Origin of the sequence: Autumnicola lenta (genome assembly GCF_031846515.1) — a bacterium.
GTDB classification, from domain to species: domain Bacteria; phylum Bacteroidota; class Bacteroidia; order Flavobacteriales; family Flavobacteriaceae; genus Autumnicola; species Autumnicola lenta.
In genome coordinates this window covers 156,501-170,582 of the sequence record NZ_JAVRHO010000006.1, presented here as the reverse complement: position 1 = coordinate 170,582, position 14,082 = coordinate 156,501, and the positions used below count along the sequence as shown (strand labels likewise).

Below are 14,082 nucleotides of genomic sequence, written 5' to 3'. Positions count from 1 at the left end.
TGCATGTTAAAACATGTCATAGGTCCTTAGTTTTGAGGGGGTAACAAAATTAACGAATTATGTTAAATTTTTTAGAATGAGGTTTTTCCTTCATTTTCATGAATAAAATCACCTCTTTTTAAAGATCGATTAGAAAAAATACAAGGTTTTCGTGATTTGAGTGCATTATCAATATTGAAGTTAGGCTTGTTTTATTTTAATAATAAGAGAGGAATATATAAAAACTACTGAAAATTAATTCATTATCGTTTGAATAATTTGTTTTTATTTCTACCTTTGCAAACCCTTAAAAATGGGGAGGTAAAATTTAATAATAATTAGGTAAAAGAAATTATGCCAACAATTTCACAATTAGTACGAAAAGGAAGAGCCAAAATAACTAAGAAGAGTAAATCGGCTGCTTTGGATTCGTGTCCTCAAAGGAGAGGGGTGTGTACCCGTGTGTATACTACCACTCCTAAAAAACCTAACTCGGCTATGAGAAAAGTAGCAAGGGTAAGGTTGACAAACGGAAAAGAGGTGAATGCTTACATTCCGGGAGAGGGTCACAATTTACAAGAGCACTCGATAGTATTAGTTAGAGGCGGAAGGGTAAAAGATTTGCCGGGAGTTAGATATCACATCGTTCGTGGGGCTTTAGATACCGCTGGTGTCGAAGGTAGAACACAGCGTAGATCTAAGTACGGTGCAAAACGCCCTAAGAAGTAAAACAAGGTTAGAGTTAAAGATAAAAGTAGGGGGATTCTTTTCTTTTATTGATGACAATTAACGATTAACTTATTACAAAGAAGAAATGAGAAAAAGACAGGCTAAGAAAAGACCACTTTTACCGGATCCTAAGTTTAATGATCAACTTGTTACACGGTTCGTGAACATGATGATGTGGGACGGAAAGAAATCGGTTGCCTTTAAGATTTTCTACGACGCGATTGACGTGGTGGAACAAAAGAAACAAGACGAGGAAAAATCCGGTTTGGAGATATGGAAAGATGCTCTTTCTAACGTTATGCCGCACGTAGAAGTTCGAAGTAGGCGTGTTGGTGGTGCGACATTTCAAATACCTATGCAAATTAGGCCAGACAGGAAAGTATCAACTGCTATGAAGTGGTTAATTAGCTTTGCTCGAAAGAGAAATGAAAAAGCTATGGCTCAAAAATTAGCTGCGGAGATTCTTGCTGCTGCTAAAGAAGAAGGTGCTGCAGTTAAGAGAAGAGTTGATACTCATAAGATGGCTGAAGCTAATAAAGCATTCTCTCACTTTAGATTCTAGAAATAATGGCGCAAAGAGATTTAAAATATACAAGAAATATAGGAATTGCGGCTCATATTGATGCTGGTAAGACAACAACAACAGAGCGTATCCTTTATTATACTGGTGTAAGTCACAAAATTGGAGAGGTTCATGACGGTGCGGCAACAATGGACTGGATGGAGCAGGAGCAGGAAAGAGGTATTACAATCACCTCGGCTGCGACTCACTGTAAGTGGATGTACAGAGACCAGGAATTTACTGTAAATATTATTGATACTCCGGGGCACGTGGACTTTACTGTAGAGGTAGAGCGTTCGTTGCGTGTTTTGGATGGTATGGTTGCCTTGTTTAGTGCAGTGGATGGGGTTGAGCCTCAATCCGAAACTGTATGGAGACAGGCGGATAAATATAAAGTTCCGCGTTTAGGATTTGTAAATAAAATGGACCGTCAGGGTGCTGACTTCTTTAACGTATGTAAGCAGGTTAAGGAAATGTTGGGAGGTAATCCTGTTCCTTTACAAGTTCCAATTGGAGATGAGATTGACTTTAAAGGAGTTGTGGATCTTATCTCTAAAAAGGCTGTTATCTGGAGTGATGAGGATATGGGGATGACTTATGATATCATCGACATTCCTGAAGAGCTTAAAGATGATGTCAATAAATACCGAACTGAACTCGTTGAAGCGGTTGCTGAATACGACGAAGCTTTAATGGAGAAATTCTTTGAAGATGAAGACTCTATTACAGAGGATGAGATAATCGCTGCTCTTAGAGCTGCTACTATAGATATGTCTATCATACCTATGATGTGTGGTTCAGCGTTTAAAAATAAAGGTGTTCAGGCGATGCTTGATGCTGTGATGAGATATTTGCCTTCACCGGTAGATGTTGAAGCTATTGAAGGTACAAATCCTGACACAGGGGAAGAAGAAAAGCGTAAGCCTAATGTGGATTCTCCATTTTCTGCGCTTGCATTTAAAATTGCTACCGATCCTTTCGTAGGACGTTTGGCTTTCTTTAGAACATATTCAGGTACTCTTGATGCTGGTTCTTATGTCTTGAACGTACGTTCAGGTAAAAAAGAACGTATTTCACGTATCTATCAGATGCACTCTAACAAACAAGAGCCGATAGATAAGATTGAGGCTGGAGATATTGGAGCAGCAGTTGGATTTAAAGATATTAAAACAGGGGATACTCTTACAGATGTGAATCATCCTATTGTTTTAGAATCTATGTCATTCCCTGCACCGGTAATTGGTATTGCTGTTGAGCCTAAAACCAAGGCCGATGTGGATAAAATGGGTATGGCTTTGGCTAAACTAGCCGAAGAGGATCCTACTTTTCAGGTGAAGACTGATGAAAATTCAGGACAAACAATTATTTCCGGTATGGGTGAATTACATATCGAAATTCTTGTTGATCGTTTGAAAAGAGAATTTAAGGTTGAAGTAAACGAAGGTCAACCTCAGGTTGAGTATAAGGAGACGGTAACCAGGAGCGCAGATCATAGGGAGGTTTATAAGAAACAGTCCGGTGGTCGTGGTAAGTTTGCTGATATTGTTTTTGAAATGGGTCCTGCAGACGAAGATTTTGAAGGTCCGGGACTTCAGTTCGTAGATGAAATTAAAGGTGGACGTATTCCAAAAGAATTTGTTCCTTCGGTACAAAAAGGATTTACAGAGGCTATGAAACACGGTCCTCTTGCCGGATTCCAGATGGATACCCTAAAAGTTGTTTTGAAAGACGGATCTTTTCACCCTGTGGATTCTGATCAATTGTCTTTCGAATTGGCTGCTAAAATGGGATATAAGGCAGCTGCGAAGAAAGCAGGGGCTGTTATCCTTGAACCAATCATGAAAAATGAAGTTGTTACTCCGGAAGAAAACATGGGTGATATTGTTGGTGACCTTAACAGAAGAAGAGGTCAGGTAAATAGTATGTCTGACAGATCTGGAGCTAAAGTTGTGAAGGCTGAAGTGCCGCTTTCTGAAATGTTTGGTTATGTAACGACATTAAGAACATTATCTTCGGGTAGAGCAACGTCAACAATGGAATTCTCTCATTATGCTGAAACGCCTTCTAATATTTCTGAAGACGTGATTAAAGCAGCAAAGGGTACATCAAACGAATAATATTAGGAAAATGAGTCAGAAAATAAGAATAAAACTAAAATCTTACGATCACAACCTGGTAGATAAATCTGCTGAGAAGATTGTAAAAACCGTAAAGACTACGGGTGCTGTGGTTACCGGACCAATTCCGTTACCTACGCATAAAAAAATCTTTACAGTATTGCGTTCACCTCACGTGAACAAGAAATCCAGAGAGCAGTTTCAGTTAAGCTCTTATAAAAGGCTTCTTGACATCTACAGTTCTTCGTCAAAAACTATTGATGCTTTGATGAAGCTTGAATTACCGAGTGGGGTAGAAGTAGAGATTAAGGTGTGATAGTTATAGGCTGAAAATTGACATTTTCAGTGACATGTCCTGAGCAGTTGGCGAGGGAAAAACGGAAGAAAGATACATTCAGGGCGAAAGTATTTTTCTGCCCTGAATTTTTTTAAAATGATTTCTTTCCCCAACCCTATAGGGAAAGCGATTTTAGATTTTGATAAAGAATAGGGAATAAAAATTAATAATAATTAAGAATTATGTCTGGGTTAATAGGAAAAAAAATAGGCATGACCAGCATCTTTGACGAAAATGGGAAAAATATCCCTTGTACCGTTATTGAGGCAGGACCATGTGTAATTACCCAAGTCAGAACCAATGAGGTTGACGGGTACGAAGCACTTCAACTTGGTTTCGATGACGCAAAGACTGCAAATAAGGCTGCTACAGGGCATGCTAAAAAAGCAGGAAGCGCTCCAAAGCGTAGAGTCGTTGAATTCCAGGGTTTTGATGGGGATTATAAATTAGGCGACGCTATTACTGTGGAGCATTTTGCTGAAGGTGAATTTGTTGATATAGCAGGTACATCTAAAGGTAAAGGTTTTCAGGGTGTTGTTAAAAGACACGGTTTTGGTGGTGTAGGTCAGGCGACCCACGGTCAACATAACCGTTTAAGAGCTCCTGGTTCTATTGGTGCTGCATCATATCCTGCGAGAGTTTTCAAGGGAATGAAGATGGCCGGAAGAATGGGTGGCGAAAAAGTAAAAGTAGAAAACCTGAGAGTTTTAAAAGTTGTTGCAGATAAGAATCTTTTAGTAGTAAAAGGAGCTGTTCCGGGACATAAAAACTCATACGTAATCATTAGTAAGTAATGGAAGTAGCAGTTTTAGATATAAAAGGAAAAGAAACAGGTAGAAAGGCAAGCCTTTCTGATGCTGTTTTCGCTATAGAGCCAAACGATCACGCTGTTTATCTTGATGTTAAACAGTACCTGGCGAATCAACGCCAGGGAACGCACTCGGCTAAAGAGCGTGCAGAGATTGTTGGTAGTACTCGAAAAATTAAGAAGCAGAAAGGTACTGGTACAGCACGTGCTGGTAGTATTAAGTCTCCTATTTTTAGAGGTGGTGGTCGTGTTTTTGGTCCAAGACCAAGAAACTATGGTTTTAAATTAAATAAAAACCTAAAGCGTTTGGCAAGAAAATCCGCTTTGTCTATCAAAGCAAATGACAAATCAATCATTGTTGTGGAAGATTTCCAATTTGATGCACCAAAAACCAGAAATTTCAAAGATGTTTTGAAGGCCTTAGGCATTGAAAACAAAAAATCTCTGATAGTGTTGGGTGGGTCAAATAAAAATGTATATTTGTCATCACGAAATTTGAAAACCTCTGAAGTTGTAAGTAGCACAGAATTAAGCACTTATAAAATATTAAATGCAAACAATATTGTATTTTTAGAAGGTTCTCTAGAAGGAATTGAGTCGAATTTAAGTAAATAAACGTATGAGTGTCTTAATAAAACCTATTATTACAGAGAAAGCCACGGCTGATAGTGAGTTGAATAACTGCTATTCGTTTGTGGTAAATAATAAGGCGAATAAGATTGAAATTAAAGACGCGGTTGAGTCTGCTTATGGCGTTTCAGTTACTAAAGTTCGCACAATGAATGTCCGTCCAGATCGCAAAACCAGGTATACAAAATCTGGTATGATTACTGGTAAAACTTCAGCTTACAAGAAAGCTTTAGTACAGGTGACGGAAGGTGAAACTATTGATTTATACAGTAATCTTTAAGATTAAAAAATGTCAGTTAGAAAATTAAAACCAATCACCCCTGGTCAGCGTTTTAGAGTAGTTAATGGGTTTGACGCCATTACTACTGACAAGCCGGAGAAAAGCTTATTAGCTCCGATAAAAAAATCAGGTGGTAGAAACAGTCAGGGAAAAATGACCATGCGCTATAAAGGTGGTGGGCATAAAAGACGTTACAGAGTAGTTGATTTTAAAAGGGACAAGCAGGGTATTCCTGCTACTGTAGCGAGTATACAGTACGATCCTAATAGAACGGCCTTTATCGCTTTATTGAATTATCAGGATGGTGAGAAAAGGTATATTATTGCTCAAAACGGTTTACAGGTAGATCAGAATGTGGTGTCAAGCAATGAGGCTGCGGCTCCGGAAATAGGAAATGCTATGCCTTTGGCTAACATTCCTCTTGGTACCGTTATTTCGTGTATCGAACTTAGAGCTGGTCAGGGAGCTGTTATGGCTCGTAGTGCCGGTGCTTTTGCTCAGTTGTTAGCAAGAGAAGGAAAATACGCCACCATAAAACTTCCTTCAGGAGAAATTAGAAGGGTGCTTTCTACATGTATGGCTACTATTGGTGCTGTTTCAAACAGTGATCACCAATTGCAGATTTCTGGTAAAGCCGGTAGAAAACGTTGGTTGGGTAGAAGGCCTAGAACCAGACCTGTTGTGATGAACCCTGTGGATCACCCAATGGGTGGTGGTGAAGGTAGGGCTTCAGGTGGTCACCCTCGTTCTAGAAAAGGTTTACCTGCAAAAGGTTTTAAAACCCGCTCTAAAACCAAATCGAGTAATAAATATATTGTAGAACGTAGAAAGAAATAATAAGATATGGCACGTTCATTAAAAAAAGGACCTTACGTTCACTATAAATTAGATAAGAAAGTTTCTCAAAATGTTGAGTCTGGTAAAAAAGCGGTTATCAAAACCTGGTCACGCGCTTCTATGATTACTCCAGATTTCGTTGGGCAGACTATCGCAGTGCACAACGGGAAACAATTCGTTCCTGTTTATGTGACTGAGAACATGGTAGGGCATAAATTAGGAGAATTTTCACCAACCCGCTCTTTTAGAGGACACGCTGGTGCGAAAAATAAAGGTAAAAGATAATTGAAGCTATGGGAGTTCGTAAAAGAGAAAGAGCAGAGCAAATAAAAGAAGCCAAGAAACAGGTAGCTTTTGCAAAGTTAAATAACTGCCCTACTTCGCCGAGGAAAATGCGCTTAGTTGCGGATTTGGTTCGGGGAGAGAAAGTAGAAAAAGCGCTTCAGATATTAAAATTCAGTCAGAAAGAAGCATCAGGACGCGTAGAAAAGCTTTTGCTTTCGGCTATTGCTAACTGGCAGGCTAAAAATGAAGATGTGAATCTTGAAGAGGCTGAATTATTTGTGAAAGAGATTCGTGTAGACGGTGGAAGTATGCTGAAGAGACTTCGTCCGGCACCACAGGGTCGAGCACACCGAATTAGAAAAAGATCCAATCACGTAACATTAGTGCTTGGAGCAAACAACAATACACAAAGCTAAGAAGAGTATGGGACAAAAGACAAATCCAATCGGAAATCGCCTTGGTATTATCAGAGGATGGGAATCTAACTGGTACGGAGGAAATGACTACGGCGATAAATTAGCCGAAGACGATAAGATTAGAAAGTACATCCATGCTCGCCTCTCGAAAGCGAGTGTATCCAGGGTAATTATTGAGCGTACCCTAAAGCTTGTAACCGTTACTATCACCACTGCCAGACCTGGTATTATTATTGGGAAAGGTGGTCAGGAGGTAGACAAGCTGAAAGAAGAGCTTAAGAAGATTACCGATAAGGAGGTTCAAATTAACATCTTTGAAATTAAAAGACCGGAACTTGATGCGCATTTAGTGGCATCTAGTGTTGCAAGACAAATCGAGAATCGTATTTCTTACCGTCGTGCAATAAAAATGGCTGTTGCGGCTGCAATGAGGATGAATGCTGAAGGAATCAAAATTCAGATTTCCGGACGTTTAAACGGTGCTGAAATGGCACGTAATGAATCCTACAAAGATGGAAGAATTCCTTTGTCTACTTTTAGGGCCGATATTGATTATGCTTTAGTGGAAGCTCATACTACTTATGGTAGATTGGGTGTTAAAGTATGGATCATGAAAGGTGAAGTGTACGGAAAAAGAGAACTTTCCCCACTTGTTGGTCTTGCAAAGAAACAAGGAGGTAAAGGAGGATCAGGATCCGGGCGAGGTGGTAATAAATCACGTCGTAGAAAGTAATTTTTTAAAGTAAAGAAAAATGTTACAACCTAAAAGAACAAAATATCGTAAGCAACAAAAAGGCCGCATGAAAGGAAATGCCGGAAGAGGGCATAGACTTTCAAATGGAACTTTCGGGATCAAATCAATGGATTCTAGTTTCATTACATCTCGCCAAATAGAGGCTGCGCGTATTGCTGCTACTCGTTACATGAAAAGGGAAGGGTCTATTTGGATTAAAATATTTCCAGATAAGCCAATTACAAAGAAACCTCTTGAAGTACGTATGGGTAAAGGTAAAGGTGCTGTAGAGTATTGGGCAGCTGTTGTGAAACCAGGAAGAATTATGTTTGAAATTGGTGGAGTACCGATGGATGTTGCTAAAGAGGCGTTACGTCTTGCTGCACAAAAACTTCCTGTGAAAACTAAATTTGTTGTAGCTAGAGATTATCAAGCTTAATATATAATTTTATGAAACAATCAGAAGTAAAGGAACTGTCTGTGGCAGAATTACAAGAAGAGCTTGGAAAATCTAGAAAAGCATATTCAGATTTGAAAATGGCTCATGCAGTTTCGCCACTGGAGAACCCTATACAGTTAAGAGCTGTAAGAAGAAGCATAGCGAGACTTGCTACAGAGTTAAATAAAAGAGAACAACAATAATTGTTATTCTGCTGAAAGATGGAAAAAAGAAACTTAAGAAAAGAGCGTGTAGGCGTAGTTACAAGTAATAAAATGCAGAAGTCCATTGTGGTTTCTGAAGTTAAGAAAGTAAAGCACCCTATGTACGGAAAGTTCGTTTTGAAAACTAAAAAGTACGTAGCACACGACGAGACAAACGACTGCAATGAAGGTGATACTGTAAGGATCATGGAAACAAGACCTTTAAGTAAATCCAAAACTTGGAGATTAGTAGAAATAATTGAAAGAGCGAAGTAAACCATGGTACAACAAGAGTCCAGACTAAGAGTAGCAGATAATACAGGTGCTAAAGAAGTTTTAGCTATACGTGTATTAGGAGGTACAAAGAAAAGATACGCTTCTGTTGGAGACAAAATAGTTGTCAGCGTAAAAGAAGCTACACCTAACGGAAACATCAAGAAGGGTGCAGTTTCAACAGCAGTTGTTGTGCGTACCAGGAAAGAAGTTCGCAGGCCAGACGGATCTTACATCCGTTTTGATGATAATGCCTGTGTTCTGTTAAACCCAACGGGAGAAATGCGTGGTACACGTGTGTTTGGTCCGGTGGCGAGAGAACTTCGTGATAAGCAATTCATGAAAATTGTATCATTGGCACCAGAAGTGCTTTAATACATTAAAAAGATGACAAAGCTTAAAATAAAATCGGGAGATACAGTTCGCGTTATTGCCGGAGAGCATAAAGGGCAGGAAGGTAAGGTGCAAAAAGTACTTCTGGATAAGAATAAGGCTATTGTGGAAGGTGTAAATGAGATCTCTAAACATGAGAAACCAAGTGCAGCTAATCCACAAGGAGGCATTAAAAAGAAAGAAGCTCCTATTCATGTATCTAATCTTGCGCTTATTGACAAGAATGGTGAAACAACAAGAGTTGGTTACAAAACGGAGGATGGAAAGAAAGTGAGATTTTCCAAAAAATCTAATGAAGTAATATAGTTATGGCATACGTACCAAGACTTAGACAAGAGTATAATGACAGAGTAAAATCTGCTCTTACAGAAGAATTCAGCTACTCCAATATTATGGAAGTGCCAAAGCTTGAGAAGATAGTGATAAGCCGTGGAGTTGGTGGAGCTGTTGCAGATAAAAAGCTTATTGATTACGCTTTAGATGAATTAACTGCTATTAGCGGTCAAAAGGCAGTGTCTACAATTTCAAAAAAGGATGTTGCTTCATTTAAACTACGTAAAGGAATGCCAATTGGTGCTAAAGTCACTTTGCGGGGTTATAGAATGTATGAATTTTTAGATCGTTTAATTACCAGTGCGCTGCCACGTGTACGTGATTTCAACGGAATTAAGGCGAACGGTTTCGATGGTAGGGGAAATTATAATTTGGGTGTAACAGAACAAATTATTTTTCCTGAAATTGATATAGATGCAGTGAATAGAATTGCTGGGATGGATATCACTTTTGTTACCACGGCCGCTACCGATAAGGAAGCTAAATCATTGTTAACCGAACTAGGATTACCTTTTAAAAAGAATTAATTATGGCTAAAGAATCAATGAAAGCCCGTGAGGTGAAGAGACAAAAAATGGTAGAAAAGTACGCTGAAAAACGTAAGGCTTTGAAAGAAGCTGGAGATTATGAGGCGTTACAGAAATTACCAAAAAATGCTTCCCCCGTACGCTTGCACAATCGTTGTAAACTAACAGGCCGTCCAAGAGGATATATGAGACAATTCGGTCTTTCCCGTGTAACTTTTAGGGAAATGGCTAACAATGGATTGATTCCTGGGGTAAGAAAAGCAAGTTGGTAAGAATATAAATGGGTGGAAGGTTCTTTGGATATTTCCTGGGAAAACCACTACCATAAATAAATAGAAATGAATACAGATCCGATTGCAGATTATTTGACGAGGATTAGAAATGCTGTTGCGGCAAACCACAGGGTGGTTGAGATCCCGGCTTCTAACCTTAAGAAAGAAATTACAAAAATTCTATTCGATCAGGGTTATATCCTTAGTTATAAATTTGAGGATACAACCGCTCAGGGAAGTATAAAGATTGCTCTTAAGTATGATAAATCTACTAAAGAGTCCGTAATTAAAGATATTCAAAGAATAAGTAAACCTGGTTTACGTAAGTATTCCGGTGCCAGCGAACTACCTAGAATTTTGAACGGTTTAGGTATTGCTATTGTTTCTACTTCACATGGAGTTATGACAGGAAAGCAGGCGCAAGCTGAGAAAGTTGGTGGCGAGGTATTGTGTTACGTTTACTAATACTTAAAAGACTTAAACAATGTCAAGAATAGGTAAAAGCCCAGTTGCAATTCCAGAAGGTGTTGATGTTAACATTGATGGAAATGTAATAACGGTAAAAGGAAAATTAGGAGAGCTTAAGCAGGAAATTAATGACATCGATTTTAAAATCGAAGAAGGAGTTATTTATTTTGAGCGATCTTCTGAAAAAAGTGATCAGAAAGCGAAGCATGGTTTGTACCGAGCTTTGGTTAACAATATGATAACTGGTGTTACTGAAGGATATACCAAGAAATTAGAATTGGTAGGTGTAGGTTACAGGGCATCTAACCAGGGTCAAAAATTAGATTTGGCTGTTGGGTATTCCCATAATATTGTGCTAGATTTGGCGCCCGAAGTTAAAGTGGAAACAGTTTCTGAAAAAGGGAAAAACCCTGTCATAAAACTTACTTCTTACGACAAACAATTGGTTGGACAAATTGCGGCGAAAATCCGTTCATTTAGAACACCAGAGCCTTATAAAGGTAAAGGTATCAAGTTTGTTGGAGAGCAATTAAGAAGAAAAGCAGGTAAATCAGCTTAATAAAGTTTAGATATGGCATTTTCAAAAGAAAAGAGAAGACAAAAAATAAAGAAGCGTATCCGTAGGGATATTACAGGAACCGGAAGCCGTCCAAGATTATCTGTTTTTAGGAGTAATAAAGAAATTTATGCTCAGATTATAGATGATGTTGAAGGTAAAACTTTGGCCGCAGCTTCTTCAAGAGATAAAAGTATTTCTTCAGCTGAAGGTAAGATGGAGCAAGCTACTTTGGTAGGTAAGTCCCTTGCTGAGAAAGCTAAAGAAGCTGGAATAGAAACTATTTCTTTCGATAGAGGTGGTTACTTGTATCACGGAAGAGTTAAATCATTAGCAGAAGGTGCTCGAGAAGGAGGACTAAAATTCTAAGAAATTATGTATCAAGATTATAAAAACGTAGAGCACGTAAAACCGGGAGGACTTGAGTTAAAAGATCGTCTTGTTGGAGTTCAGCGTGTTACAAAAGTTACTAAAGGAGGTAGAGCATTTGGTTTTTCTGCTATCGTGGTAGTAGGAGATGAAAATGGTGTTGTAGGGCAAGGTTTAGGAAAATCTAAAGAAGTTGCTGACGCTATTTCCAAGGCTGTAGAAGATGCTAAAAAGAATTTAGTTAGAATTCCTTTAACTAAAGGAACTCTTCCGCATGAGCAAAAAGGTAAGTATGGTGGAGCAAGAGTATTACTACTACCAGCTGCCACGGGTACAGGTATTATTGCTGGTGGTCCAATTCGTGCTGTACTGGAATCAGTAGGTGTGCACGATGTACTTTCGAAGAACCAGGGATCTTCCAATCCTCATAACGTGGTTAAAGCTACTTTTGATGCTTTATTGCAATTGCGAAGTGCAGAAACTGTTGCTAAGCAAAGAGGAATTTCGTTAGACAAGGTTTTTAAAGGATAAATCAAGGACAGAGATGGGAAAGATTAGAGTTACAAAAGTAAGAAGTGCTATTAACCGTAGTAAGAACCAGAAATTAGTTCTGGAATCTTTAGGTCTTAAGAAGATTGGTCAGACGGTGGAGCATGATGAGACGCCAAACATCCTTGGTATGGTAAATAAAGTTAAACATTTAGTTTCTGTAGAAGGAACAAAATAATAATACACATGGATTTAAGTAACTTAAGACCTGCAGAAGGTTCAGTTAAAAGTAATAACAAGCGTGTAGGCCGCGGAGAAGGTTCCGGCAAAGGTGGTACTGCTACCAGAGGTCACAAAGGGGCCAAGTCACGTTCTGGTTACTCCAAGAAAATTGGATTTGAAGGAGGTCAGATGCCGCTGCAACGCCGTGTTCCTAAATTTGGATTCAACAACAGAAATCGTAAGGTATATCAAGGTGTTAACCTAGATACTCTTCAGTCACTTGTGGATGAAGGTAGAATAAAGGATACTGTAGATATGGATGTGCTTGTTGAAAATGGATTGGCTGGAAAGAATGAGCTTGTTAAGATATTAGGTAGAGGTGAATTAAAAGCAAAGTTGAAAATATCTGTTCATAAATTTACTGCCTCAGCGAAAGAAGCTATTGAAGCTGCCGGAGGTGAAGTTGTAACTTTATAATAGAAATCAAATGAAATTCATCAATACTATTAAGAATATTTGGAAAATCGAGGAGCTAAAAAATAGAATTTTAGTAACCCTCGGTTTACTCCTTGTATATCGTTTTGGAGCGCAGGTTGTGCTTCCCGGAATAGACGCATCTCAATTGGCTAACCTTGCCAATCAAACTGATGGAGGACTTTTAGGTCTTCTTAATGCGTTTACAGGCGGGGCATTTTCTAATGCCTCCGTTTTTGCTTTGGGAATTATGCCTTACATCTCGGCTTCTATTGTAGTTCAATTGATGGGGATCGCTATTCCTTATCTTCAAAAATTGCAGAAAGAGGGAGAAAGTGGTCGAAGAAAAATTAACCAGATCACACGTTGGTTGACCATAGCTATTACATTGGTACAGGGTCCGGGTTATATTTATAACTTATTTGCGACTCTTCCGCAGGGCGCTTTTATGTTGGGTGATACAATAACCTTTGTAGCCTCTTCTGTGGTGATTCTTACAACAGGTACCATATTTGCTATGTGGTTGGGTGAAAAAATTACAGATAAAGGTATTGGTAATGGTATTTCATTATTGATTATGGTTGGTATTATTGCAACTTTACCACAAGCTTTTATTCAGGAGTTCGCTTCCAGGGTTTTTGAATCGAATGGAGGATTAATTATGATCCTTATTGAATTGGTAATCTGGTTTACGATTATTCTTGCCTCTGTAATGCTTGTCATGGCGGTTCGTCAAATTCCGGTTCAGTACGCAAGGAGAAGTGCTTCTGGAGGTTATGAGAAGAACGTTTTTGGTTCGAGACAGTATATTCCATTAAAATTAAATGCTTCGGGTGTTATGCCTATCATTTTTGCTCAGGCAATTATGTTTATACCTCTTGCTGTTGTTGGAGTTTCAGATTCTGATGCAGCACAGGGATTAGCAACAGTGTTTAGTGATATATTTGGATTTTGGTATAATCTTGTTTTTGCTTTATTGATCATTATCTTCACATATTTTTATACGGCAATCACTGTACCTACTAACAAGATGGCCGATGACCTTAAGAGAAGTGGAGGTTTTATTCCGGGAATTCGTCCTGGAACCGAGACTGCGGAGTTTTTAGATCGGGTAATGTCACAAATTACTTTACCGGGTTCTATATTCCTTGCCTTAATAGCTGTGTTCCCGGCGATTGTTGTTAGTTTGCTGGGTGTGCAACAAAATTGGGCTTTGTTTTTTGGAGGTACTTCGCTTTTAATTATGGTGGGAGTTGCTATAGATACGATGCAACAAGTGAATTCATATCTGCTTAACAGGCATTATGACGGATTAATGAAATCAGGTAAGAACAGAAAAGCAGTAGCTTAA

25 protein-coding genes are annotated in these 14,082 nt (G+C 38.8%); all 25 read left to right on the top strand.

The features are described 5' to 3' along the window. The first annotated feature begins 333 nt into the window (after positions 1-333). Entirely contained in the window at positions 334-708 is a 375-nt protein-coding gene (gene rpsL / locus RM545_RS06055; protein WP_010230128.1) for a 30S ribosomal protein S12, read from the top strand. An 85-nt stretch (positions 709-793) separates the two neighbouring features. Next, the gene (gene rpsG / locus RM545_RS06050) at positions 794-1,270 is read left to right on the top strand and encodes a 30S ribosomal protein S7 (RefSeq protein WP_311494416.1); all 477 of its coding nucleotides are present in this window, start codon (positions 794-796) and stop codon (positions 1,268-1,270) included. Positions 1,271-1,275: 5 nt separating this feature from the next. Continuing rightward, on the top strand, positions 1,276-3,387 hold the full coding sequence (fusA, locus tag RM545_RS06045; protein WP_311494415.1) for an elongation factor G: 2,112 nt from the start codon (positions 1,276-1,278) through the stop codon (positions 3,385-3,387). Between the two features lie 10 nt (positions 3,388-3,397). Then, positions 3,398-3,703 carry a 30S ribosomal protein S10 gene (gene rpsJ / locus RM545_RS06040; RefSeq protein ID WP_007094989.1) on the top strand — a complete coding sequence of 102 codons (306 nt, stop codon included), beginning with the start codon at positions 3,398-3,400 and terminating at the stop codon, positions 3,701-3,703. Positions 3,704-3,906: 203 nt separating this feature from the next. Next, positions 3,907-4,518, top strand: a complete 612-nt coding sequence (gene rplC, locus RM545_RS06035; protein ID WP_311494414.1) for a 50S ribosomal protein L3 — start codon at positions 3,907-3,909, stop codon at positions 4,516-4,518. Further along, positions 4,518-5,147, top strand: coding sequence for a 50S ribosomal protein L4 (rplD, locus tag RM545_RS06030; protein ID WP_311494413.1), 630 nt, complete (start codon positions 4,518-4,520; stop codon positions 5,145-5,147). Before rplC ends, rplD begins: the two co-directional genes overlap by 1 nt. 4 nt (positions 5,148-5,151) lie before the next feature. Further along, complete coding sequence (gene rplW / locus RM545_RS06025) at positions 5,152-5,442, top strand: 50S ribosomal protein L23 (protein WP_311494412.1); 291 nt, start codon at positions 5,152-5,154, stop codon at positions 5,440-5,442. A 9-nt stretch (positions 5,443-5,451) separates the two neighbouring features. Further along, on the top strand, positions 5,452-6,279 hold the full coding sequence (gene rplB, locus RM545_RS06020) for a 50S ribosomal protein L2 (RefSeq protein ID WP_311484702.1): 828 nt from the start codon (positions 5,452-5,454) through the stop codon (positions 6,277-6,279). Between the two features lie 6 nt (positions 6,280-6,285). Then, positions 6,286-6,564, top strand: coding sequence for a 30S ribosomal protein S19 (gene rpsS / locus RM545_RS06015; protein ID WP_311494411.1), 279 nt, complete (start codon positions 6,286-6,288; stop codon positions 6,562-6,564). An 8-nt stretch (positions 6,565-6,572) separates the two neighbouring features. Further along, a complete protein-coding gene (rplV, locus tag RM545_RS06010) occupies positions 6,573-6,980 on the top strand; it encodes a 50S ribosomal protein L22 (RefSeq protein ID WP_311494410.1) in 408 nt (135 codons plus the stop codon). 7 nt (positions 6,981-6,987) lie between these two features. After that, a complete protein-coding gene (rpsC, locus tag RM545_RS06005) occupies positions 6,988-7,713 on the top strand; it encodes a 30S ribosomal protein S3 (RefSeq protein ID WP_311494409.1) in 726 nt (241 codons plus the stop codon). A gap of 19 nt (positions 7,714-7,732) precedes the next feature. Next, a complete protein-coding gene (gene rplP / locus RM545_RS06000) occupies positions 7,733-8,152 on the top strand; it encodes a 50S ribosomal protein L16 (RefSeq protein WP_311494408.1) in 420 nt (139 codons plus the stop codon). An 11-nt stretch (positions 8,153-8,163) separates the two neighbouring features. Then, positions 8,164-8,355: a 50S ribosomal protein L29 gene (gene rpmC / locus RM545_RS05995; RefSeq protein WP_311494407.1), complete on the top strand. Its 192-nt coding sequence runs from the start codon at positions 8,164-8,166 to the stop codon at positions 8,353-8,355. 18 nt (positions 8,356-8,373) lie between these two features. Beyond that, positions 8,374-8,631 (top strand): 30S ribosomal protein S17, encoded by a 258-nt coding sequence (gene rpsQ, locus RM545_RS05990; RefSeq protein WP_311494406.1) that lies wholly within the window; start codon positions 8,374-8,376, stop codon positions 8,629-8,631. 3 nt (positions 8,632-8,634) lie between these two features. Beyond that, positions 8,635-9,003, top strand: coding sequence for a 50S ribosomal protein L14 (gene rplN, locus RM545_RS05985; RefSeq protein WP_311494405.1), 369 nt, complete (start codon positions 8,635-8,637; stop codon positions 9,001-9,003). A gap of 12 nt (positions 9,004-9,015) precedes the next feature. Further along, on the top strand, positions 9,016-9,327 hold the full coding sequence (rplX, locus tag RM545_RS05980; protein WP_311494404.1) for a 50S ribosomal protein L24: 312 nt from the start codon (positions 9,016-9,018) through the stop codon (positions 9,325-9,327). Between the two features lie 2 nt (positions 9,328-9,329). Further along, positions 9,330-9,881: a 50S ribosomal protein L5 gene (gene rplE / locus RM545_RS05975; RefSeq protein WP_311484694.1), complete on the top strand. Its 552-nt coding sequence runs from the start codon at positions 9,330-9,332 to the stop codon at positions 9,879-9,881. A gap of 2 nt (positions 9,882-9,883) precedes the next feature. Continuing rightward, positions 9,884-10,153 (top strand): 30S ribosomal protein S14, encoded by a 270-nt coding sequence (rpsN, locus tag RM545_RS05970; RefSeq protein WP_311484693.1) that lies wholly within the window; start codon positions 9,884-9,886, stop codon positions 10,151-10,153. 66 nt (positions 10,154-10,219) lie between these two features. Continuing rightward, entirely contained in the window at positions 10,220-10,618 is a 399-nt protein-coding gene (rpsH, locus tag RM545_RS05965; RefSeq protein ID WP_311494403.1) for a 30S ribosomal protein S8, read from the top strand. 19 nt (positions 10,619-10,637) lie between these two features. Continuing rightward, positions 10,638-11,180 carry a 50S ribosomal protein L6 gene (gene rplF, locus RM545_RS05960; RefSeq protein ID WP_311494402.1) on the top strand — a complete coding sequence of 181 codons (543 nt, stop codon included), beginning with the start codon at positions 10,638-10,640 and terminating at the stop codon, positions 11,178-11,180. 12 nt (positions 11,181-11,192) lie between these two features. Next, positions 11,193-11,546, top strand: a complete 354-nt coding sequence (gene rplR / locus RM545_RS05955; protein ID WP_311494401.1) for a 50S ribosomal protein L18 — start codon at positions 11,193-11,195, stop codon at positions 11,544-11,546. A 6-nt stretch (positions 11,547-11,552) separates the two neighbouring features. Continuing rightward, the gene (gene rpsE, locus RM545_RS05950) at positions 11,553-12,077 is read left to right on the top strand and encodes a 30S ribosomal protein S5 (protein WP_311494400.1); all 525 of its coding nucleotides are present in this window, start codon (positions 11,553-11,555) and stop codon (positions 12,075-12,077) included. Between the two features lie 13 nt (positions 12,078-12,090). Next, positions 12,091-12,273, top strand: coding sequence for a 50S ribosomal protein L30 (rpmD, locus tag RM545_RS05945; protein ID WP_311494399.1), 183 nt, complete (start codon positions 12,091-12,093; stop codon positions 12,271-12,273). 8 nt (positions 12,274-12,281) lie between these two features. After that, positions 12,282-12,734 (top strand): 50S ribosomal protein L15, encoded by a 453-nt coding sequence (gene rplO / locus RM545_RS05940; protein WP_311494398.1) that lies wholly within the window; start codon positions 12,282-12,284, stop codon positions 12,732-12,734. A gap of 10 nt (positions 12,735-12,744) precedes the next feature. After that, positions 12,745-14,082, top strand: a complete 1,338-nt coding sequence (gene secY, locus RM545_RS05935; protein ID WP_311494397.1) for a preprotein translocase subunit SecY — start codon at positions 12,745-12,747, stop codon at positions 14,080-14,082.